The sequence below is a fragment of the Myroides pelagicus genome, from assembly GCF_009711055.1.
Classification (GTDB): domain Bacteria; phylum Bacteroidota; class Bacteroidia; order Flavobacteriales; family Flavobacteriaceae; genus Flavobacterium; species Flavobacterium pelagicum.
The window spans coordinates 20642-42993 of record NZ_WMJY01000010.1 but is presented as its reverse complement, the minus strand read 5'-3'; the positions used below and the strand labels follow the sequence as shown (position 1 = coordinate 42993).

Sequence of the window (22352 nt, the reverse complement as noted above, 5' to 3'; positions counted from 1 at the left end):
TATTCTCTTTTTACGTTTATTAAGAAACACTTTGTTCGCAAAAATATAACATTTTTAGTCTTGATAAAAAATTCTTTTAACTCTTTGTGAAATATTAGTCAATATTTCATACGGAATCGTTTGTATAGCCTCAGCAATGATAGTTACAGGAAGTTGCTCTCCAAATATTATTACCTCATCACCTTCCTTACACCCGATATTCGTCGCATCGACCATCAACATATCCATACATATCGCCCCTACAATTGGTGCCTTTTTTCCATTTATTAGTACATATCCTCCATTATTACCCCAAGCTCGTGGTATTCCATCTGCATAACCTATCGGCACAGTAGCCACTATTCGGCTACCTTCTACCCTATACCTGCGACCATAGCCTATACTTTCATTATTTTCCACTTCCTTAATCTGCATAATACGGGTCTTAAGTGTTGTCACATTGCGCAACTGCTCCATTTCCAAAGGATCATTCCCAACACCATATAATCCAATACCTATACGTACCATATCCATTTGAAAAGAGGCAAAATTATAAATTCCCGAAGTATTCAAAATATGGCGAATTGGATTTATATTCAAAGCCTCACTAAGGTAATTTACATTTTTAGTAAACAATTCGATCTGATCTAAAGTAAATTCTCTATACTCAGGCATATCACTAGATGAAAGGTGTGAAAAGATTGATTGCACTTCTACCACATTCGTAAAACGCAAAATAGCAATTAACTCATCTAACTCAGCAGTTGTAAAGCCATGACGATGCATACCTGTTTCCAATTTAATATGAACTGGGTACTTATAACAAGTACGCGCTCGTGCAACCTTTAAAAAAGCTTTAAGTTCTCTAATAGAATAAATCTCTGGCTCTAAATCATAGGCTATCATTGCAGGAAATGCATTAATTTCAGGATTCATAACAATAATATTTGCTTTTACTCCAGACTTTCGCAGCTCAATTCCTTCATCAGCAAATGCAACACCTAAATAAGAAACGTTTTCATGTGACAACAATTTTGCTATTTCCAAACTTCCACTTCCGTAGCCAAATGCTTTAACCATAGCCATCACTTTAGTTCCCACTTTCAACTTTGATCGATAAAAATTAAGGTTATATTGGATACTATTTAAATTTACTTCTAAAACAGTCTCGTGTGTTTTTGTCTCAAAAAAACTAACAATACGATCAAATCGAAAAGCCCGTGAACCTTTGACTAAAATAGTTTCTTCTGCAAATTCGTCAAGAGAGATTTTCTGTAAAAACTCATCTGTCGTCTCGTATAAGAATACCCCAGGACAATCAGCTAAAAATCGACTAATACATTCTCCTACCCCATATATACGTGTCACATTATTACTCTTTAGTAATTGAAGTACAGATAGATAATATTCTTCTTCATTATCTCCATTAAAAAAAAGGTCTGATAAAATGATTGTTTTTTTCTTACTAATCTTGTGTTTTTCTAAAAAATCTAATGCAATAACTAACGATTGAAAATCAGCACTATATGCGTCGTCAATTACTGTACAGTTATTAATCGCAGAGGTCACTTGCAAACGAAGCTCTACAGGATACAACTGACTAATCCCCGTCACGATAGCTTCAATTGGCATCTGCATATATAGCATGACACTAATGCAACTCATCATATTCTTAACTGAAATCACATCTGTAAAAGGAATTTGAACAGAGAATAACGGTTGCTCTGCGTAAGCAATCGATAAGACATCTCCCGTCAAAGACCCGTATACTGTAGCATCAGTATTATACAAACTCCAAGTCATCAAAGGCTTATCCGAAGTAAGGCTGCGTATAATAGGCCCCTCTTCTGCTATCAAAACATCAACAGAAGAAAACAACACTAATTTCTCTTGAATCTTCTCTTCTATGCTGATAAAACCTTCATTGTGCTCGTCTGTAATCGCAGTCAAAATTCCAATAGAAGGCTGAACGATAGGCTGTAATCGCTGCATCTCCCCACGTAAAGATATTCCTACTTCGAAAATACCTAAACTATGACTCTCTTTAATCCCAAAAATAGACAAAGGAACACCTGTTTGAGAATTATAACTTTTGGGGCTTTTAATTACCTTATAGTCCTGTCCTAACAAAAAGTTTAGCCACTCTTTGACAACGGTTTTACCTCGACTACCTGTAATACCAATAACAGGTAGATCAAAACTAGCACGATGAAAAGCAGCAGCTTTTTGAAAAGCTAGTAAAGTATCGCTTACTTTAAAATAAACTGCCTCTTTATGTAGCACGATTGGTAGCTGATCCACCACAAAATAACGAACGCCTTTTTGAGCTAATTCGGCGATATAATGATGTCCATTGTGATTCTTTCCAACCAAAGCAAAAAACAAAGTATGTTCATCATTCAATAGTGATCGACTATCTACAGATACATTATTTATAGTTAACTCAGCAGGAAAATTCACTCCTACGATCTCGGAATCAATATATTGACTAAAAATATCCGTATTAAATATCATCACTAAAACGTTTGAAATAAATAACAAATGTAAAATGACTCTATGAATATAGAGTCATTTTTTTTAATTATAATTTGATTTAAAGATTGCATTTAATATATGACCAACCTTCTTCTTGTTTTTCAATTATATAGACTAAACCAGAAGGAGCAAACAACACATCTTCGAATATATCCACTTTTTCGATCTGGCGAGCTTTCATCGTATTTTCACAAGCAATAAAAACCACTCCCTTTTGCATTAACGCTTTAATTGAGTCTTCAATCATTGACTTACTCTTTCTAACCATTCCAATTCCAGGTCCGTGTACAACAACGTGGATCGCTACATCATCTCCCCAATGCTTTTTTACATTATTGGTATACGTAACTAAAGCGTTTTGTTCAATTATGTTATCGGTATTTAATTGAAAAACTACTTTGTGATTTACATCTTTCATAATACTACATTTTAGTGTTTTTGATATCTTGTTATTACTCCATAAAACTACAAAATCAGAGTATATTGCCCTAATGAAACTTTAAATACTTTTTTTGATTACTGTATCCTAGGTTACATTTCGAGTCAAATTTAATCAAGACATTTGCATCATTAATAACAATATACTTTTATAAATATGGATTTGATATTACAACCTTGGCCATGGTATGTGGGTGGTTTATTCATAGCAGCGACTTTAATTTTACTGCTATTTATGGGTAAGACCTTTGGATTTTCATCAAACCTAAGAACGATGTGTTCGATGCTAGGAGCAGGTAAGACATGTGATTTCTTTTGTTTCAACTGGAAAGCACAAACTTGGAATTTACTATTCTTAGTAGGAACAATTGCTGGAGGGTTTATCGCTTACCATTTCTTAAGCGTGGAACCTGCAGCTGTACCACTTGGAGAAAACACAGTTCAAAAACTCAACGAATTAGGTATAGAAAGTGCAGGTCAAGCATATATTCCAACAGAGCTATTTGGTTCAGAAGCATTTGGCTCATTAAAGACTATTGGCTTATTACTATTAGCAGGATTCTTTGTTGGTTTTGGATCTAGATATGCAGGAGGATGTACTTCTGGACACGCAATCAGTGGATTGAGTAACCTTCAACTACCTTCATTAATCGCCGTAATAGGATTCTTCATTGGAGGATTAATTATGGTACACGTATTATTTCCATTAATATTTTAAAAATTACACAGATGAAAAAATTAGCCTACTTATTCGTTGGAATGCTGTTCGGTATAGGAATGTTCAAATCAGGGGCAGCATCGTGGTTTAGAATATATGAAATGTTTCAATTTGACAGTTTCCACATGTATGGTATTATGGGAACAGCACTTACAATTGCTGTACTAGTTACCTACTTAATTAAGAAAAATAAGGTCAAAGATTTCTCAGGAAACCCTATTGATTTTACCCCAAAAGAAAAGAGTGTACCACGATACTTAATTGGAGGAATATTTTTTGGATTAGGTTGGGCATTAGGAGGAGCATGTCCTGGACCAATGTTTGCTTTGGCAGGAGCTGGTTTCTACCCAATACTAATTGCAATTGTAGGAGCATTATTAGGAACGTGGTTCTATGGAGTCATTAAAAAATGGTTGCCACATTAATAAACAAAAGAAATGTTTCAAATACTTTGAGTATATTATTTGCATAAAGTATATTAGAGACTTTCTAACCCATTGTTTATTCATGTATGGAAAATGCTATTAAAGACAAGTACCGCTTCATCTTTGAGGAAAAGCTTCTAGATGAAATCATCGAAGTATCTACAATAAAAGACTTCAAAGAAGGAGAGAAGCTAATGGAGATTGGCGAGTACATCAAGAAAATTCCACTACTATTATCTGGAGCAATAAAAATCATTCGCGAAGATCAAAAAGAAGGAGAGATTGTACTCTACTATATTGAGGAAGGAGACACCTGTGCGATGACACTAACTTGTTGCTTAGGAGAAACTAAGAGCCAAGTCCGCTCAATCGCAGAAAGAGACGGAAGTGTAGTCATGGTACCAGTAGGTAAAATGGATGAATGGTTAGTCAAATACAAAAGCTGGAGAAACTTTGTCCTAAACAGCTACAACAATAGAATGAATGAAATGCTAACTGCAATTGATAGTTTAGCTTTTATGAATATGGAGGAACGATTGTGCAACCTGCTAAGAAGTAAAGCAAAGATATACAACAGTCGTTTCATCCATAATACACATCAAGAATTAGCCGATGAACTCAACACCTCTAGAGTTGTTATTTCTAGAATACTAAAAACCTTAGAGAATGAGGGCATCATTCAACTCAACAGAAAATACATTGAGTTGTTGAAACCTTAAAAAACAATTATGGAATTCACATCAATAATAGGATACGGCTTGGCCTTACTTATAGGAATATCACTAGGCCTTATAGGTAGTGGAGGATCAATCCTTACTGTACCTATCCTAGTATATATCATGAAAGTAGAACCATTTCTCGCGACAGCATATTCACTATTCATTGTCGGTACGAGTTCGCTTGTCGGAGGAATAAAAAATTATATTGATAAAAAAGTTGATTTAAGAGCAGTTGCTCTATTTGGAATCCCATCTGTAATTAGTGTCTATATTACAAGAGCCTATTTACTCCCTTTAGTTCCTGATACGATCATAATAAGTTCCTTGTCTCTGGATAAAAACGTTATACTAATGATCTTATTTGCCTTAGTAATGTTTACATCAGCAACCAAGATGATAAGACCAAGACAGCAAAAGGAAACAACAGACAACAATCAAAGTCTATCAGCTTTAGTTATTCAAGGAGTGTTAATTGGACTATTAGCAGGAACTGTAGGAGCTGGTGGGGGGTTCCTAATCATACCAGCATTAGTGCTATTTGCTAATATGCCTATGCGATCTGCCGTAGGTACTTCATTGTGTATTATCGCAATACAGTCTCTAATAGGTTTTTTAGGAGACCTACAACATACGACAATGGATTGGGCTATGCTATTAACATTTAGCTTAATCGCTGTTATCGGAATATTTATCGGAATATACCTCACACGCTTTATTCCTGATAAAAATCTAAAAAAAGGCTTTGGTTATTTTGTATTGATTATGGCAATTTATATATTAATTAAAGAAGTCTTTTTGTAAACTGTAACTTAGGTTACTGTAAATTATAATACAACTTTATACCTTTACAATATCAAATAAAAAAATAAATACTCATATGAAAATAGAACAAATTTATACAGGATGTTTAGCTCAAGGAGCTTATTATATAGAAAGCAATGGAGAGGTAGCAATTGTAGATCCACTAAGAGAAGTACAACCTTATTTAGACAAGGCAGCTAAAGACAATGCAACAATTAAATACATTTTTGAAACACACTTTCACGCTGACTTCGTAAGTGGTCACGTAACTCTAGCTGAGAAAGCAAATGCACCAATCATTTACGGACCAAATGCAAACCCTTCTTATAAAGCTCATATTGCAAAAGATGGTGAAGTTTTCAAACTAGGTAATATTACAATCACTGTGCTACACACACCTGGTCACACAATGGAAAGTACGACTTACTTATTAAAAGATGAAAATGGCAAAGATCATGCGATATTCAGTGGAGACACTTTATTCTTAGGAGATGTAGGACGTCCAGATTTAGCACAAAAAGCGGCTAATCTTACACAAGAGCAATTAGCAGCGACGTTATATCAAAGCTTACGCACTAAAATTATGCCTTTAGCAGATGACGTTATTGTATATCCAGCTCACGGAGCAGGGTCTGCATGTGGTAAAAACTTAAGTAAAGAAACTATCGGTACGTTAGGAGAGCAAAAACAAACAAACTATGCGTTACGTGCAGATATGACAGAAGCTGAATTCGTAAAAGAAGTAACAGATGGTTTACTACCTCCTCCTGCATATTTCCCGTTAAACGTAAAATTAAACAAAGAAGGATACGAAAATGTAGAAACAATCATCAATAATAATAAGGCGCTTTCAGCAAAAGATTTTCAAGCATTTGCCGATGAATCAGGCGCTATCTTATTGGACGTTCGTCCAGCGAGTGAATTTGCTTCAGGACATATACCAGGAGCTATATTTATCGGATTAGACGGACAGTTTGCTCCATGGGTTGGTGCTTTAATTACAGATATCAAACAGCCAATTCTATTAATTACACCTGAAGGACGTGAAGAAGAAGCAATCATTCGCCTATCACGTGTTGGATATGACAATACATTAGGATATCTTGAAGGAGGGTTTGAAGCTTGGAAAAAAGACGGAAATGAATACGATACCGTTCAACAAATAACAGCAGAGGAGTTCAAAGAAAAATTAGCGAATGATCCTATTCCAGTACTTGATGTACGCAAAAAAGGAGAATACAACGCCGCTCATATTGAATATAACAATTTGACAAATTCTCCCTTAGATTATATCAATGAGAATATAACAGATTTTCCAACTACAGGGAAATTCTATATTCACTGTGCAGGAGGATATCGCTCATTAATCGCTTCTTCAATCCTAAAAGCAAGAGGATACCACAATATGATAGATGTTATCGGAGGTTTCGGAGCAATTAAAAACACAGGAATAACCCTAGAAGAAGGAGGAAGCTGTTCATCGACATGTTCAACAACTAAACAATAATCAAATGAATAATTTTCAAGAACTAATCGAAAGTGATCAATTAGTTCTTGTTAACTTCTTTGCAACTTGGTGTGGCCCATGTAAAATGTTTGCCCCTGTTTTAGAGGAGGTTAAGAGAACACTAGGAGATCAAATAAAAATCGTCAAAATAGACGTCGATAAAAACCAATCAATAGTAGCTCAATACAGCACGCAATACCAACTAAGAGGTGTTCCTGCTACTATGCTATTTAGAAAGGGTAAATTGTTATGGCGCCAATCAGGTTATATGGATACACATACACTGATGGGCTACATTAATCAATACAAAGACAATTACTAAAATAACAAAAGGGGCTTGTTTTTCAATAAACAAGCCCCTTTTCTAGTTATAAATAAACTATATCTAGTGATAAACTACTAAATTCATAGTCTCTTTTTCCAGCTAAATACAACGAACTTTTAGCATCTTTCGACAAGTAAACCGAGATATAATATTAGTCCCTTTTGGCACCTGCTAATTGTCTTTACAAGTATAACCAAAATCACCATCATATTTCTGATACAAAATATTTTTATGCATATTTAAATAAAAGGGGTAACTCTAAAGCAAAAAAAGAGACAATTACATAAAAAATAATTGTCTCTTTTTATTTATTTTAGGCTTCTTATACCTTAATCATTCAATTTTAATACAGCCATAAATGCCTCTTGTGGAATCTCTACGTTACCTACTTGACGCATACGCTTCTTACCCGCTTTTTGTTTTTCAAGTAATTTACGTTTACGTGAAATATCCCCTCCATAACATTTAGCTGTAACGTCTTTACGCAAAGCTTTCACTGTCTCACGTGCAATAACTTTTACACCAATAGCCGCCTGAATTGGAATATCAAACTGTTGACGTGGTATTAATTCTTTTAGTTTCTCACACATCTTCTTTCCAATTGAATAAGCATTATCAGCATGCATAAGAGCAGATAAAGCATCAACTACATTCGCGTTCAACATTACGTCTACTTTAACCAAATTAGAAGAACGCATTCCTATTGGAGAATAATCGAAAGAGGCATATCCTTTTGACACTGTTTTCAAACGATCGTAAAAATCAAATACAATCTCTGCTAGTGGCATATCAAACATCAATTCTACACGATCTTCCGTCAAGTAGGTCTGATTAGTAATAATACCACGTTTGTCAATACATAGGCTCATTACTTGACCAACGAAGTCAGCTTTTGTAATAATTGTTGCCTTAATATATGGTTCTTCAACTCTTTCTAATTTAGAAGGCTCTGGTAGATCTGATGGATTATTTACAACAATTGCTGTGTCTGGCTCCTTTTTAGTATAAGCTAAGTATGAAACGTTAGGTACCGTAGTAATTACTGTCATATTAAACTCACGTTCTAGACGCTCTTGAATAATCTCCATGTGAAGCATTCCCAAGAATCCACAACGGAATCCAAATCCTAATGCAGCAGAACTCTCAGCAGCAAATACTAAAGATGCATCATTCAACTGTAGTTTCTCCATAGAGTTTCTAAGCTCCTCATAATCTTCTGTATCTACTGGATAAATTCCCGCGAATACCATTGGCTTAACATTCTCGAATCCTTCAATCATATTCTGAGTAGGTACTTTAGCATCTGTTAAAGTATCTCCTACTTTAACCTCTCTTGCTTCCTTAATACCTGAAATCAAATAACCAACATCTCCACTTGATATTTCTTGTTTTGGTACTTGGTTAAGTTTTAATGTTCCAATCTCATCAGCAAAATATTCCTTGCCTGTAGCCATGAACTTAATTTTCTGTCCTTTAGTGATTTTACCATTGATAACACGGAAAATTACTTCAATACCTCTAAACGGATTATACACTGAGTCAAATATCAATGCCTGTAGTGGCTCCTCAACATTTCCTTTCGGCGCAGGAATTCTATTGATAATAGCTTCCAATATTTTATCTACTCCAAGTCCTGTTTTACCAGAAGCTGGAATAATCTCTTCGTAATCACAGCCTAATAGATCAACAATATCGTCACTTACTTCTTCTGGATTAGCACTTGGCAAATCAACTTTATTAAGAACAGGAATAATTGTCAAATCATTTTCTAAAGCTAAGTATAGGTTAGATATGGTCTGTGCTTGAATACTTTGTGCTGCATCAACAATTAAAAGAGCTCCTTCACACGCTGCAATAGACCTAGAAACTTCATAAGAAAAGTCTACGTGTCCTGGAGTATCAATTAAGTTTAATACATACTTCTCTCCATTGTGGATATAATCCATCTGAATAGCGTGAGATTTAATCGTAATACCTCTTTCACGCTCCAGATCCATATTATCCAACAACTGATTTTGTTGCTCTCTAGCTGTTACCGTTTGTGTAGCATCTAATAATCTATCTGCTAACGTACTCTTACCATGGTCAATATGAGCAATAATACAAAAGTTTCTAATGTTCTTCATTCTTCGTAATATCAAAGTTTAATTATTGATTATATGCCCATTAGAAGTATTGAAACCACTTTCAATAATCATATAACCATCATTTTAAGGCTACTTCCTATTTAAACAGAAAACACAATACGCCTATATTTTGCAAATATACTTTAAAGTTTGAATTATATATATTTTTTTTCAGTTATGCAAAGTAAATCTTAAACTACTTTTTTAAGAATATTTCAATATTTTCATTGCTCCTATTTTATTAATCTTTATCTCTTTAGTAATTTTATACCTATAAACAAATTTTGTTATGAAAGCACTTTCCAATTTACTTTTACTAAGCCTAGTTACTTTGACTAGTTGTGGTAATAAAAAAGAAATTACCAATGATTACCTCACTCTACCTAACCAACTAAAAGAGGTTTCTGGACTACATTATAATCCGTCAAATAGCACATTCTGGACATTACAAGATAGTGGTAACAAGAACGAGCTTTATCAGTTAGATACTTTAGGAAATATTGTACACACTTTAAAAATTACTAAAGAGAAAAACATCGATTGGGAAGAGTTAACAGCCGACCGAATAGGAAACTTATATATTGGTGATTTCGGAAACAACAAGAACCAACGTAAAGATTTGCGAATCCTTAAAATAAACAAAGAAGACTTAACAAATCAAAAAGCAACACCAGCTGCTATTATTACCTTTGAATATCCTGAGCAAACAGCTTTCCCTCCAAAAGATACAGAACTGCTTTATGATGCGGAGGCATTCTTTTTCTACAATGATGATTTCTATATCTTCACTAAGAATAGAAGCAAGGCTTTTGATGGTACATCATTAGTTTATAAAGTACCTAATATCCCAGGACACCACAAAGCAGAACATGTTCAGACATTTAAAGGATGTAATATCTACAAGCAATGTGCAATTACAGGTGCAGCCATTAGTCCAGATGAAAATACTTTTGTTCTTCTATCTCATTCAAAAATATGGATCGTTGATGGCTTTAACCCTAATGCTATTATGGATGGTAAAATTACTGAGCGAAAATTACATCACGTCTCTCAGAAAGAATCAATCACTTTTAAAGACAACAACACACTATATCTTGCCGATGAGGTAAAAGATAAAAAAGGTGGTAAAATATATAAAGTAGATTTGGGAGACTTAAAACCCAAACCCTAATCCAAAAACAAAGCGACCTCCATCTGCACTCGAAAAATAAGAGCAATGGAGGGTTGCTTGATCTACTGCCGTAAACCAAAAACCTCCACCATAAGCATTATGCCACTTATCTGAATGCTCTAATGGAGTCCATACTCTTCCATAATCAAAACCACCATACACACCAAATGTCAATGGCAAGAAACCTGCTGTAAATTGTGCCATGTTATAACGTATATCTGTTGTTTGAACAAAAGATGTCTTACCTGTAAAGCGCTCTGGCCTAAAGCCTCTTAAATTCCCATTCCCTCCAACTGTAGAAGCGTGGTAGAAGTCGTATTTATCGTTAAATCGTGTCTGATAATTTAATTTACTAGCCAATATTAATCGTTCACTTCGTTCTAGGTAATGAACAAAATTCATCTGCATATCTAAATAGGCGAAATTCTGACTGGTCTCTTGTAAATTGACTCTCCATCCTGTCTTTGTCTGAAAGCCAAAACCAACTGTTGGAACTGCTTTATAATTGTATTGTTCATAACTATACATTGCCCCTACTGTAGCATATTGTTGAATGTCGAAGACTTGCTGATTAACTACTTCCGGACTGCTAGTGATAAAACGATCGGCATGGTGCTGTACCTTTAAGGCTTTGTATTCTAAACCAGCTTCAAAATTCCCCCCTTGCTTACCTTCATATCGATATCCTGGCTTTACAGAATAACTCTCTATTCTTACTCGTTTGTACTCATCTCCTTTTTCTTCATCAAAAAAGTGTGTTTCATTCCCTATGCCATAGTAATTCACCGCAAAATTAGGACTTGTCACTCGTGCATTTAACGTAAACATCCAATTATCCGTAGCATTAGGAAAGCTTCCTTGGTATTCCGCTTCCATTCCTTTTGTATTAAAAGAATATAAACCTTTCAATACGTGTTTTGATGTATAAGGATCTTGAATAAACTTAGACTGAACAGAACTAAACAAAAATCCCAATTTCAAGCCATCTTCTGGATTGTATCCTAAATTTGGTAATAAAATATTCGTACGTAATGGCAATGACTCATAATTAAAATTATTCAAATCATAACGATTGCTCATATAGGTACGAACACCTTGATTATCACCTACTATTTCATTTTTCTTATCTGCATAATCGTAAACAATTACTTTACTTTTATTCTCTACTGTAAAGGTATCCTTATTTTTCCCACCTATCAAACGAAGTTTAATCTTAGCTACTTCATTCCCGTGTATCCTAAAAGTATCTTCATCATTCAAACCATATACCCATATTTCCTTTGTTTGTTTTGAATTATAGATCTTTTCGAAAAATAGTTCTTCTCCACTTTTCTTTGTTCTAAACTGCTTCACATAAACATCTCCTCCTACTAAACGTTCAATATCAAATCGATCTTTCTTATCCGTTCCAGCTAATACTACATATTGACGTAACTTATCATAGTACTTGGGCAGATATGCTACAATGTTATCTCTTCTCCACTTTAATATATCTACTATTTGATCTGAGTCTTTAGGATCCAATTCTTCTGGCAATTGATTAAAAGCATTTGTAATGGTCTCATCATCTAGACTGTTAATAATATCCTGCGCCTCTCTTATCCAATCTTCTAAACTCGTTGAACGAAGTAGGTATTGATCTAAAGGAAATGCTGTCTTATTTATCCATCTCGGGGTAGCAAAACTCTTTTCGTAATTCTGCATATGGCGCAAGGGTGGTAATTTTTTAACCAGACTTAACAATGCTCCATCAATTTTTGCAAATGCCTGATCCCTATCTCTAGGAATTGGTCTATACACTACTTTATCTCCTTCCTTAAATTCTGACCATCTCCACTGATCTCCGTGTCTATCCCAATCGCCAATTAACATATCAAAGATACGGGCTCTTAAAAACAGTGTTTGATCAACCTCGTACTTTTCATCTTTGCGCAATTTAGAAATTACATCTCTTGTACTTATGATTCTTTCTGAATTCCCAAAGCTTTCCTCTTCTTCAAAACCATCAGTCAATCGCTCTTCTATCATGTATAACTCATCACCATACTTCTCATTAAAACGCCCAAGTGCCTTTTGCTTTGGTATATAATAAAGTCTTGGGTTTGTGTGATATAAATTAATCTTATCTGATAAATCTCCTAAGATAAAAGCTGTATAAGGGTGTGAAGTAGTATAGAAATCGTATACAAAGCGTTCCGCCCAGGTATTATCGAAAGAATTCATTACATACTGATCTTTAAACACTGCTGTTTGCACTAATCTAGAAACGCTTTTTCGAATACCACGCATCACATATTCTTTTCCTTCGTTATCCAGTAAACGCAAGGACATGGACTGATTCCCTCCTCCTGAAATAGTAGGAGTTAGCCCTCCATGTATTGTTGTTAAATCTCCAACTGGCACCGTAACATCTGTACCGTAAATTGTTCTATAGTGCTTACCCCAAAAAAACTGATAACTCTTTGTTTTCTTTGTCCATTCCTTTGGATAGACACTTTCAGAAACCTCAGCTGTATTCATCTCATCAAAATCAGTTTGCTGACTATCCATTATAGAAAAAACTTTATGCTTAAATACTAATCGCTTTTTTCCTCCAATAATAGTCCAAAAAGAAACCCAAGTTTCCTTGTTTTTTAATACATCAATCTGAGCATACCCCTCTTTGGTAGAACTAAAGTCACTTGAGTTAATCGCTCGTGCAGATTGATTTATTTCAGCTAATGACCCACTAATAATTTGACGTATTCCGTCTTTCTCTATATACTGCAAATTCTTGTCGTGACTTGAGACCAAGACCACATTATCATACATCTGAGCCATTGTACGAATATGTTTACTCAAATCATTGTACTTCTTGCTTTGAATATCTTGATTAGATATCCCTGACATCGAACGGATATAATTAACCCCTGAGCCAATTATCGGTAGAGGGACCTGATATTCAAACGGAAAAATATGATCCTTAAAAGAGAACTTTCCTCCGTAATTCCCATTAGAATAAACAGGATGATGCATCGCCAACAATACAACCTTGTTTTGCTGTTTATTAATCTCTCCTCTCAACTCATCGAAAAAATCGGCTCTCGTTTTGATACTACAATCTTCATTAATATTAGCCTGGTCGTCCCAATTCTCTAAATACCACTGACTATCAACCACTAACAAAACAGTCTCTTCATTTATTTTATATCGTTCAAACCCACAAACTTTTCGCGGTAAAAGCGCTTTTTTAGTTTGTAATTCTACCTCCAAGTAATAACTCAGACGCTTAATTCCTTCATAACCTTTCTTCCATTCGTTGACCCCATTGACAAAGACTACTTGACCATTGTATTGCTTTGCCAAGGCTATTTGACCATCTAATTCATCTATTGTCTTCTGATAACTTTTCTTCTTCTGAGATGGAAAACCTCTACTAATACTATTTCCTAAGAAGACGATGGTCTGATTCTTATCTGCCCTTTCACTTTCTGAGAAAAAGGATTTAAACACACTAAATTCCTTTCCACTTGCATTTCCCATTACATAATACGTATGTGAAATCTCAGACTTATCATAAGTCTGTTTATTCATATCTTCATAGTTCGCTCCTATTTGATCACGATACGTAGCACAGCTACTCAACAATAAAATACTACAGATAATAAATACTAAAGAATATTTTACAGCGTTTAGTAATTTGAGTGTAATATTTTTCATATTTTAGAGATTATAAAGTTTTAGCAATGACAATTCTGCAAAAAGTTGAAGAACACATCTTTCAGATACACAAAGATACACTATCATCGCGATATACATATCACAATTTCAACCATACCTTACGTGTAGTAAATGGTTTAGAAGAAATTCTGAAACACCACATTATTGATGAAAAAGAGGCTTTACTTCTTCGATACGCTGCTTGGTTTCACGATGTAGGATACACAAATAGTTGGGAAGGTCATGAAGAGCGCAGTGCACAAATCGCTAGAACCTATTTACTAGAACAAGGTGTTAATGAAAATGACATAACACTTGTCATGGAGCTGATTCGAGCTACAAAACTTGACTACAACCCTAAAACAGATTTAGAATGTATCATCAAAGATGCTGACTTTGCTCACTTCGCTGATGACAATTACATCGATACTAGCCATTTGCTTAAAAATGAAATTGAACTATGCTGCGGAAAAGTATTTACTGAATTAGAGTGGAACGAGCAGAATAGAGATGTAATGCTCTATAAACATCGTTACTATACATCCTATGCCCAACAAAACTGGCAACCTCAAAAACAAAAAAACTTGCAAGAAATCCTTAAGATTATTGATAAGTTAAAAAAGAAAGGACAGAAAAAACAAAAAGCAGAAACAAACCGAACAATTGACACGCTGTTTAGAACTACACTTCGCAATCACACACAACTTAGTGCCATTGCTGACCGCAAAGCCAATATTCTATTATCTGTTAATGCCATTATTATTTCTATTTGTTTATCGACACTAATTCCTAAACTTGACAGCCCAAGCAATGCACATCTAATCTACCCTACCTTTATTTTATTAATGTTTAGTGTAGCTACAGTGATATTTGCTATTTTATCCACTCGCCCTAAAATAACCTCTGGTAAGTTTACAAAAGAACAGGTAACGAAAAGACAAGTTAACCTTTTGTTTTTTGGTACCTTTCACCAAATGCCCTATCAAGAATACGAAGATACATTGATGACAATCATGAAAGACAACGATTACCTATATCATGCTCTAACCAAAGATCTATATAGCCTAGGCGTAGTCTTAAACAAAAAATACAAATTGCTAAATATCACATATACCGTATTTACTATTGGTATATTAGCTTCTGTTATTGCATTTGTCTATGCATTTAGAGCTGTATAAGTACAGCTCTAAATGCAATCTATATATGCTTATGCTATCAAATGATTACTCTAAATAATGATCGCGTAAAAAATTGTGCATTAAATTATCGTAATCAAACGAATCAATATTAAACTCTAAATTCACCCCTATTCTGAGCGCTGTTAGCCCAGAAACTCCCTGTAGGTCTTCTACTTCGAATTGATCTATTTCTGCAGTAAACAAACCTTGCTTTTGCCCGAAACAAAGATAGGTCTTATACTCTTCTAAATCATTTGTAGACACAAATACGATAGTGATTTTCTTTGGCTGTACAATGCGTTCATCAGTATCTTTTACATGTGCCTTGTCCAAACGCTTCTTGATGATTTCATAACGAGTGTTATATGATCCATCAATATCAAACCTTTTTTCATCCATGCGAAACTGAATTCCCAAAGATGTATCATATACAAACACTAATACCGTTACATCCATTGGTATTGCCTCTTGAACATTATTGCGGTAATGCGTACACATTAACTCACTCATCACTTGTAACTGCCACAATCGAAGATTTTGCAAATACGTTGGATCAAAACTATACTGCGGACAAATAGACTCCCCAATATAGATATTATGTTCTACTCCATCTGTCTTAAAACGCTCATAATAATGAGGAAAAACCTGCTGTACTACCTTTTGACGCATATCTAAAACATCGGAAAAACACTTATTCATACGCCCTACTTGTACATCAAAAATCTTCCGATATTTATAATAAATGTCAAATTGCACATCGATATGACTTAAATATTGTTTCAGTAAATCTACAGTAAACAGTTCTTCTTCTTTTTTGAGAAACGGATGAATCTCTTCTTTTATATAATGCTCTATTTTTCGCTCCAATCCAGAATAAAAACTCGTCTGTAGTTCTCTTAAATAAGCCGTTAAACGAAAGCTATGCTTTTCGAGAATCAAAGTTCCTAGTCCCAATTTCGCACTAGCTAATATCTTCATTAGCAATTCTAATTGCTCCACTAAATCTTTAATAATCGCCACATTGCGCAATTGGCTAGACCCCTTTATATCAATTTCTCCATATAGTGGAAAAACATCAGGGAAAGAGATTGGATTGATATAATAGTCTTTTTCTATCACACTTTCCACATAATTACGTTTGGCTTCTTCTAGAAACTTCCAATACACACTGGGGTGAATGGTCGTAAACTCGCGCTGTATGATTGCCTCTACATGATTGAGTAGATCTGTCTTTACTCGTTCAAACGTTTCAGAAATGATTGGCAAAAGCGCATTGAGCTTTCGCGAATTAACACTGTGTATAGCTCGAGTATCATCAGAGACAATTTCCAATATCCCCTCAATACCACTAGAAATAACCAAAGGGCTAAACAAGCAACTCTTTATCCCTCGTCGTTGTAAATGTTTACACATACGAGCTTCTTCTGGCAACAAACACTCTTTATCCACATCTGATATAGCATAGTATTCCTCTTGCCTAACAACTTTTTCATAAGCCTGAGCAGACATCACCATTTCACGAGAATCATCATCAATTAAATAGCTATTAAGTGCCATTATATCACGCGTCTCGATTTGAATTAATCTATCAAATTCCAAGGGAGTAAAACCAACTTTAAGATTTGGAACTTTAAATATAGAACTAAACAATTGATCTAATGTACTACCTATAGGTTCGCGTTGCAATTCTGTCTTCAAGAAATTCTCTTTCAACAATGACAGCGCATTTTCTACAGTGACATCTACCAAACTGACAATACCAAATCCTCGTAATATCCAACTTTCCTGTGGAAAGTATTTAATCCACAAATCCAGATCATCATAGTTATCTTGTAACAATTCAATATCTTCACGAGTAAGCATCAAAGCATTTTCTGTAGGAAATACTTCCACAAAATCTGCATTATATAATACTCGATAATGATGAATAATACCTTTGCTATCCAGAAGATCCACAAACAAAGGATATGATGTATCAAAATCGCAGTCAAAATAACTATTCATAATGATACAACAACACGAAATATAGTACTGATGAGCACTAAAATTTCGAATCTCCATATCATAATTTCCACCACTCTCATCAATAATTTTACGAAAACGTCGCGTATGATTAAACATCAAACTTTGAAAGGGCATAGAGATAGCCTTAATCTCATTATCTTGAAGACCTTTAGGAAACAAGACTTCAAATAATTCATTTATTAAATCACGATTTTCTGCAATAATAGCTTCATTGACAAAAACACTTAGTTCAGGTACTTGACGTGTCCTTTCCATCAAATCCTCATAATAAACACGCTTAGCAGCGCTATGTGAGTTGTCTTTTACAAACATTTCAATTTCATTAATCAAGCGATGAAATGAAAAATGAACTTGAAATGGAGTCTTTTCATAAGCTATCAATTTCATAGTATATGCAGAATATAAAGTGAGGTTTAAAGGTACAAAAAATACGACTGACTTTAGTGTTAGCTCTAACTACAGAATAAGCTAAAAGGCAAAAAGGAATAGAATACGATAAGAAAACAAAAATATTGTATTTTTGCGTCAAATTTCCGAATAACAACTATGGTAAAAATAGGCAATATAGAACTCCCTGATCACCCATTACTTTTGGCACCAATGGAAGATGTTAGTGATCCTCCTTTCCGACGTTTATGCAAAGCGCACGGAGCTGATTTGATGTACTCTGAATTTATTTCTTCAGAAGGATTGATTCGAGATGCTATGAAAAGCAAAATGAAACTAGATATATTTGACTATGAAAGACCAGTAGGAATTCAAATATTTGGTGGAGACGAAGAAGCAATGGCTGAATCAGCAAGAATTGTAGAAACTGTACAGCCAGACCTAGTGGACATTAATTTTGGTTGTCCTGTAAAAAAAGTAGTTTCGCGTGGGGCTGGAGCTGGAGTCTTAAAAGATATTGATTTAATGATTCGCTTGACTAAAGCAGTTGTTGATAGTACTCATCTCCCTGTGACAGTCAAAACAAGATTAGGATGGGACGATGAATCCATTAATATTGACGAAGTAGCTGAACGCTTACAAGATGTAGGAATACAAGCCTTGACGATTCACGCCCGTACACGTGCTCAGATGTATAAAGGACATTCTGACTGGACACATATTGAACGAATCAAAAATAACCAACGCATCAAGATTCCAATCTTTGGAAACGGAGATATAGATAGTCCTCAAAAAGCTTTGGAGTACAAAGAAAAATTTGGATTAGACGGTATGATGATTGGCCGTGCTGCTATCGGTTACCCTTGGATTTTCGACGAAATAAAACACTTTTTCGAGACAGGAAATACACTAGCCCCTCCTACGATGAAAGATCGACTGGAAGCTGCAAAAAACCATTTGATTTGGTCTATGGAGTGGAAAGGGGAACGTTTAGGAATTGTAGAAATGAGAAGACACTACACAAACTATTTTAAGGGAATCCACGGTTTCAAACCTCATCGTTTAAAATTAGTAACAACTGACGATGTGAATGAGTTACTTAACCTTTTCGACCTTATCGCTGAGGAATATAAAGACTATACTATTGAGTAAAAAATAACCACCCTACCAAACAAAATTCGGCTAACTATGTTTAATCAGTTGAGAAAACAGAGACAAGTCTTTTTCCGAATGGTCGGGATATGATCGGGAGGTGGTCGGGACATGATCGGGATATTTTAGGCAAAAATATCCCGACCACTACCCGACTAACTGCCGACCAAATTGCTATCATTGCAAATAAAAAAAGAAGCAGTACTCCATAAACAAAATACTACTTCTTCCTTTCAGTTTATACTATTTTACAACGACAAGAACAAAGTCTTTATCGCATCACTAACAAACAGTGCAATTTTCTATTTCAATTCAATCCCTTTTACTCTCCCTTCCATATACCGTATTTGAACAATTGAAACCATTGTTCTACATATTCTTTATTCACATTTAATACGAGTAAGATCTCTCTAGTAAACTCTATTGGTGAAATACCATTAGCCGTAATAATATTGTGATCAACCACTGCATTTTGGTTTAAATAAAGATCAGCTCCTCTATATTCAGACACCATTGCTTGCAAATAATTCAAATCATTACTTGTATGCATATTATCATTTAGCAAGCCTTTCTGTGCTAATAATACCGTAGCACCACATATTCCTGCAATCATACATTGATCTCCTTTGAGTCCATCAATTATAGTAAACAATTGGGTCTGTTTTGCTAATTCACTTTCCCATAGTTTTCCTCCAGGTACTATCAACAAAACCACATTACTAAAATCAATAGCATGAATTGGCTTGGTTGGAATTACTCTTAACCCTCCCATTGAAGTTACTTCCTTTCCATCATCGGTAACAAACTCCACCTTCCATTGGTCTAATTTTTTCAATTCAGGAGTCAGAAAAGAGATTTCCCAATCCGAAAATCCCTCAAATAAATAAATACATATTGTTTGCTTCATTTCTTAATCTTTTAAACAAAAATACACTATATAATAGCAAAACAGCTACTAATAAATGCTATTAATTATAGCAAAATAAAACTAAATGTCATAAAAAAACGACCTATATCGCTATAGGTCGTTTGAATATGAAATAAAAAATAATTCTTATTTGGTATTGTCAGACACGATGTGAATATCTCTTTGAGGGAAAGGAATTTCAATGTTCGCCTCATCAAGAGCTTCTTTCACTAATTGTTGAACTTCAAAGACTACATTCCAGAAATCATCATTTCCGATCCAAACACGCACATTCAAATTCACTGAACTATCTGCAAGACTATTCACGAAAATATTCGGTGCAGGAGTATCTAAAATAGCTGGATGAGCATTCAAAGCTTTCAACAATACCTCTTTAGCCTCTTTGATATTAGCATTATAAGAAATACCAACCACAAAGTCATATCTTCTCGATTTGATTTCACTATAATTCGTAATAACAGAGTTCGCTAATGGTCCATTTGGGCTAAACACTTTTAATCCAGCAGCTGTTGTCAATGTTGTGTATAACAAATCAATACGCTCCACTGTACCTTCTGTATTACCTGTATTAGATATATAATCACCTACTTTGAAAGGTTTGAATAACAAGATTAGTACACCTCCAGCAAAGTTAGATAAACTTCCCTGTAATGCTAGACCAATCGCTAAACCAGCAGAGGCAAACATTGCAGTAAATACAGTCATCTCAATTCCCATCTTAGTGGCAACTGTAATCAAAAGCAGTATATACAATATTGCTTTAATCATACTTAACAAAAATCCACTTAATGACTTCTCAAGATTTTTCTTCTCAAATCGATTTCGCAACGTATTCAATATTAACTTAATAACATACGTTCCAACAATAAGAATTAGTAAACCGACGGCTACTTGAGGGAACGCTTTAAGAGCTGTTTCCATAAATGCTTCTGCCCCTAGGGAGATTTTTTCCATAACAATTTTAATTTATTTGAGTTTAAAGTTTTAATTTCTTTTTCATGTCTTTAGAAAGACCGTCTTTGTGAATCATAATATCAGTAGTCTTATACTTCACAAACTCTTTAGACATATACATATAGCCCTTGTAGTCATTTGTCACACCCCAAGAGTTTTTGATGATATAATACTCACGACCATTTTGATCTTTAGCAATACCTACGATATGCATTCCGTGGTCATCTGTAGTTGTATAATTGTCAAAAGCAACTTGACGCATCTCTTGAGTTACTTTACGCTCAGGTTTAGGTCCATTAAACATCTCATCTTTCTCCTCATCTGTCATATCTTCCCAATCCTTTTCAGGTACGAAAGCTACACCGTTTTTCCAGCTAAAATACTTTTCACTTACATCACCAGCCCACGCTACAGTAAAACCGTTATTTACTGCATGATCAACTATATCAGTAAGTTCATTCATTTTCACGTTATACACTTGGTCAAACGCCCAGTTATCCGGTACTAAAAGTACAAATTTCTCATACCAAGGATAATTCACATCAGAACCAATTTCAATATAATCATCTGCATTAATTCCTACTACCTCTTTAGCAAAAGTCATCGGCGTATATTCTTTACCCTCCCAAGTAAATTTCTCAGGAACTTCTCCTAAATAAGCATCAATAGCAGCGGTATATGCCTTCTCCCAATTCGGAGTCAATTTTTTATTCGGATTAGAAACAACAGCATCTAATATTCCTTTCTGAATAGCAGCCATTTCAGCGAACTTATTCTTAGTAGTACCATAGTTCAGTCCATCATAAATCGACTGAGGAACAGCACCATATTTGCGATACATATTAATCACGTCGTGAAATGCACCACCGTCACCTAAAGTAACAGCACCATGCATACGCACATACATTTTTCCTTTTTCCACATAAGCATTACGCGCTGAGAAAATTTGAGAAATTTCGACTGGTCGTTTTCCCATACGCATCATCTCAGACTCTAAAAACGAATTTGCTGAATAACTCCAACAAGTTCCTGACGACCCTTGATTTTTAATCGACGTATTCTCAATATCAATCACTGGAGTAAACTGAAAAAGCTCTTTACTCTTTTCACTCGCATTATACTTTAATGCGTTTACAAGATTATCTTGTGCAAAAGACTGCACTGAAAAACCAGCTGATAGAACAGCGGCTAAAGCCCATACTTTAATTTGATTTATATACATAGTTTAGGTGTTAGAGCCGTAAAGATAAAAAAAGCTATATATCTATACCAAATCTAACTCAAG

General features: G+C 34.8%; 17 protein-coding genes. 9 read left to right on the top strand and 8 right to left on the bottom strand.

The window, feature by feature from the left end; translation table 11 throughout:
- Nucleotides 1-54 precede the first annotated feature (54 nt).
- Nucleotides 55-2493, bottom strand: coding sequence for a bifunctional UDP-N-acetylmuramoyl-tripeptide:D-alanyl-D-alanine ligase/alanine racemase (locus tag GJV77_RS06120; protein WP_155035499.1), 2439 nt, complete (start codon nt 2491-2493; stop codon nt 55-57).
- Nucleotides 2494-2572: 79 nt separating this feature from the next.
- Nucleotides 2573-2932 (bottom strand): DsrE family protein, encoded by a 360-nt coding sequence (locus GJV77_RS06115; protein WP_155035498.1) that lies wholly within the window; start codon nt 2930-2932, stop codon nt 2573-2575.
- 177 nt (nt 2933-3109) lie between these two features.
- Between GJV77_RS06115 and GJV77_RS06110 the strand changes: the two genes are divergently transcribed.
- The 6 genes from GJV77_RS06110 (at nt 3110) to trxA (ending at nt 7444) form a co-directional block, all read left to right on the top strand.
- Nucleotides 3110-3670, top strand: coding sequence for a YeeE/YedE family protein (locus GJV77_RS06110; RefSeq protein ID WP_155035497.1), 561 nt, complete (start codon nt 3110-3112; stop codon nt 3668-3670).
- Nucleotides 3671-3681: 11 nt separating this feature from the next.
- On the top strand, nt 3682-4095 hold the full coding sequence (locus GJV77_RS06105) for a YeeE/YedE family protein (RefSeq protein WP_155035496.1): 414 nt from the start codon (nt 3682-3684) through the stop codon (nt 4093-4095).
- 86 nt (nt 4096-4181) lie between these two features.
- Nucleotides 4182-4814 (top strand): Crp/Fnr family transcriptional regulator, encoded by a 633-nt coding sequence (locus tag GJV77_RS06100; RefSeq protein WP_155035495.1) that lies wholly within the window; start codon nt 4182-4184, stop codon nt 4812-4814.
- Between the two features lie 9 nt (nt 4815-4823).
- On the top strand, nt 4824-5615 hold the full coding sequence (locus tag GJV77_RS06095) for a sulfite exporter TauE/SafE family protein (protein ID WP_155035494.1): 792 nt from the start codon (nt 4824-4826) through the stop codon (nt 5613-5615).
- Nucleotides 5616-5691: 76 nt separating this feature from the next.
- Complete coding sequence (locus GJV77_RS06090) at nt 5692-7122, top strand: MBL fold metallo-hydrolase (protein ID WP_155035493.1); 1431 nt, start codon at nt 5692-5694, stop codon at nt 7120-7122.
- A gap of 4 nt (nt 7123-7126) precedes the next feature.
- Complete coding sequence (gene trxA, locus GJV77_RS06085; RefSeq protein WP_155035492.1) at nt 7127-7444, top strand: thioredoxin; 318 nt, start codon at nt 7127-7129, stop codon at nt 7442-7444.
- Nucleotides 7445-7776: 332 nt separating this feature from the next.
- Here trxA and lepA read toward each other — a convergent pair whose 3' ends face one another.
- Nucleotides 7777-9573 carry a translation elongation factor 4 gene (gene lepA, locus GJV77_RS06080; protein WP_155035491.1) on the bottom strand — a complete coding sequence of 599 codons (1797 nt, stop codon included), beginning with the start codon at nt 9571-9573 and terminating at the stop codon, nt 7777-7779.
- A gap of 289 nt (nt 9574-9862) precedes the next feature.
- Between lepA and GJV77_RS06075 the strand changes: the two genes are divergently transcribed.
- On the top strand, nt 9863-10744 hold the full coding sequence (locus GJV77_RS06075; RefSeq protein ID WP_155035490.1) for an esterase-like activity of phytase family protein: 882 nt from the start codon (nt 9863-9865) through the stop codon (nt 10742-10744).
- Here the strand turns inward: GJV77_RS06075 and GJV77_RS06070 are convergent.
- A complete protein-coding gene (locus GJV77_RS06070) occupies nt 10727-14443 on the bottom strand; it encodes a BamA/TamA family outer membrane protein (RefSeq protein ID WP_155035489.1) in 3717 nt (1238 codons plus the stop codon). The two genes, GJV77_RS06075 and GJV77_RS06070, sit on opposite strands and share 18 nt — an antisense overlap.
- 26 nt (nt 14444-14469) lie before the next feature.
- On the opposite strand from GJV77_RS06070, the gene GJV77_RS06065 reads away from it, so the two are divergent.
- Nucleotides 14470-15621: a Pycsar system effector family protein gene (locus tag GJV77_RS06065; protein WP_155035488.1), complete on the top strand. Its 1152-nt coding sequence runs from the start codon at nt 14470-14472 to the stop codon at nt 15619-15621.
- A 45-nt stretch (nt 15622-15666) separates the two neighbouring features.
- Here GJV77_RS06065 and GJV77_RS06060 read toward each other — a convergent pair whose 3' ends face one another.
- Nucleotides 15667-18033, bottom strand: a complete 2367-nt coding sequence (locus GJV77_RS06060) for a hypothetical protein (protein WP_155035487.1) — start codon at nt 18031-18033, stop codon at nt 15667-15669.
- Nucleotides 18034-18192: 159 nt separating this feature from the next.
- Between GJV77_RS06060 and dusB the strand changes: the two genes are divergently transcribed.
- On the top strand, nt 18193-19185 hold the full coding sequence (gene dusB, locus GJV77_RS06055) for a tRNA dihydrouridine synthase DusB (protein ID WP_155035486.1): 993 nt from the start codon (nt 18193-18195) through the stop codon (nt 19183-19185).
- Between the two features lie 322 nt (nt 19186-19507).
- Here dusB and GJV77_RS06050 read toward each other — a convergent pair whose 3' ends face one another.
- From GJV77_RS06050 to GJV77_RS06040, 3 genes are all read right to left on the bottom strand, one after another.
- Nucleotides 19508-20092, bottom strand: coding sequence for a DJ-1/PfpI family protein (locus tag GJV77_RS06050; RefSeq protein ID WP_155035485.1), 585 nt, complete (start codon nt 20090-20092; stop codon nt 19508-19510).
- 147 nt (nt 20093-20239) lie between these two features.
- Nucleotides 20240-21067, bottom strand: coding sequence for a mechanosensitive ion channel family protein (locus GJV77_RS06045; RefSeq protein ID WP_155035484.1), 828 nt, complete (start codon nt 21065-21067; stop codon nt 20240-20242).
- Nucleotides 21068-21089: 22 nt separating this feature from the next.
- The gene (locus GJV77_RS06040; protein ID WP_155035483.1) at nt 21090-22289 is read right to left on the bottom strand and encodes a C1 family peptidase; all 1200 of its coding nucleotides are present in this window, start codon (nt 22287-22289) and stop codon (nt 21090-21092) included.
- Between the last annotated feature and the right edge of the window lie 63 nt (nt 22290-22352).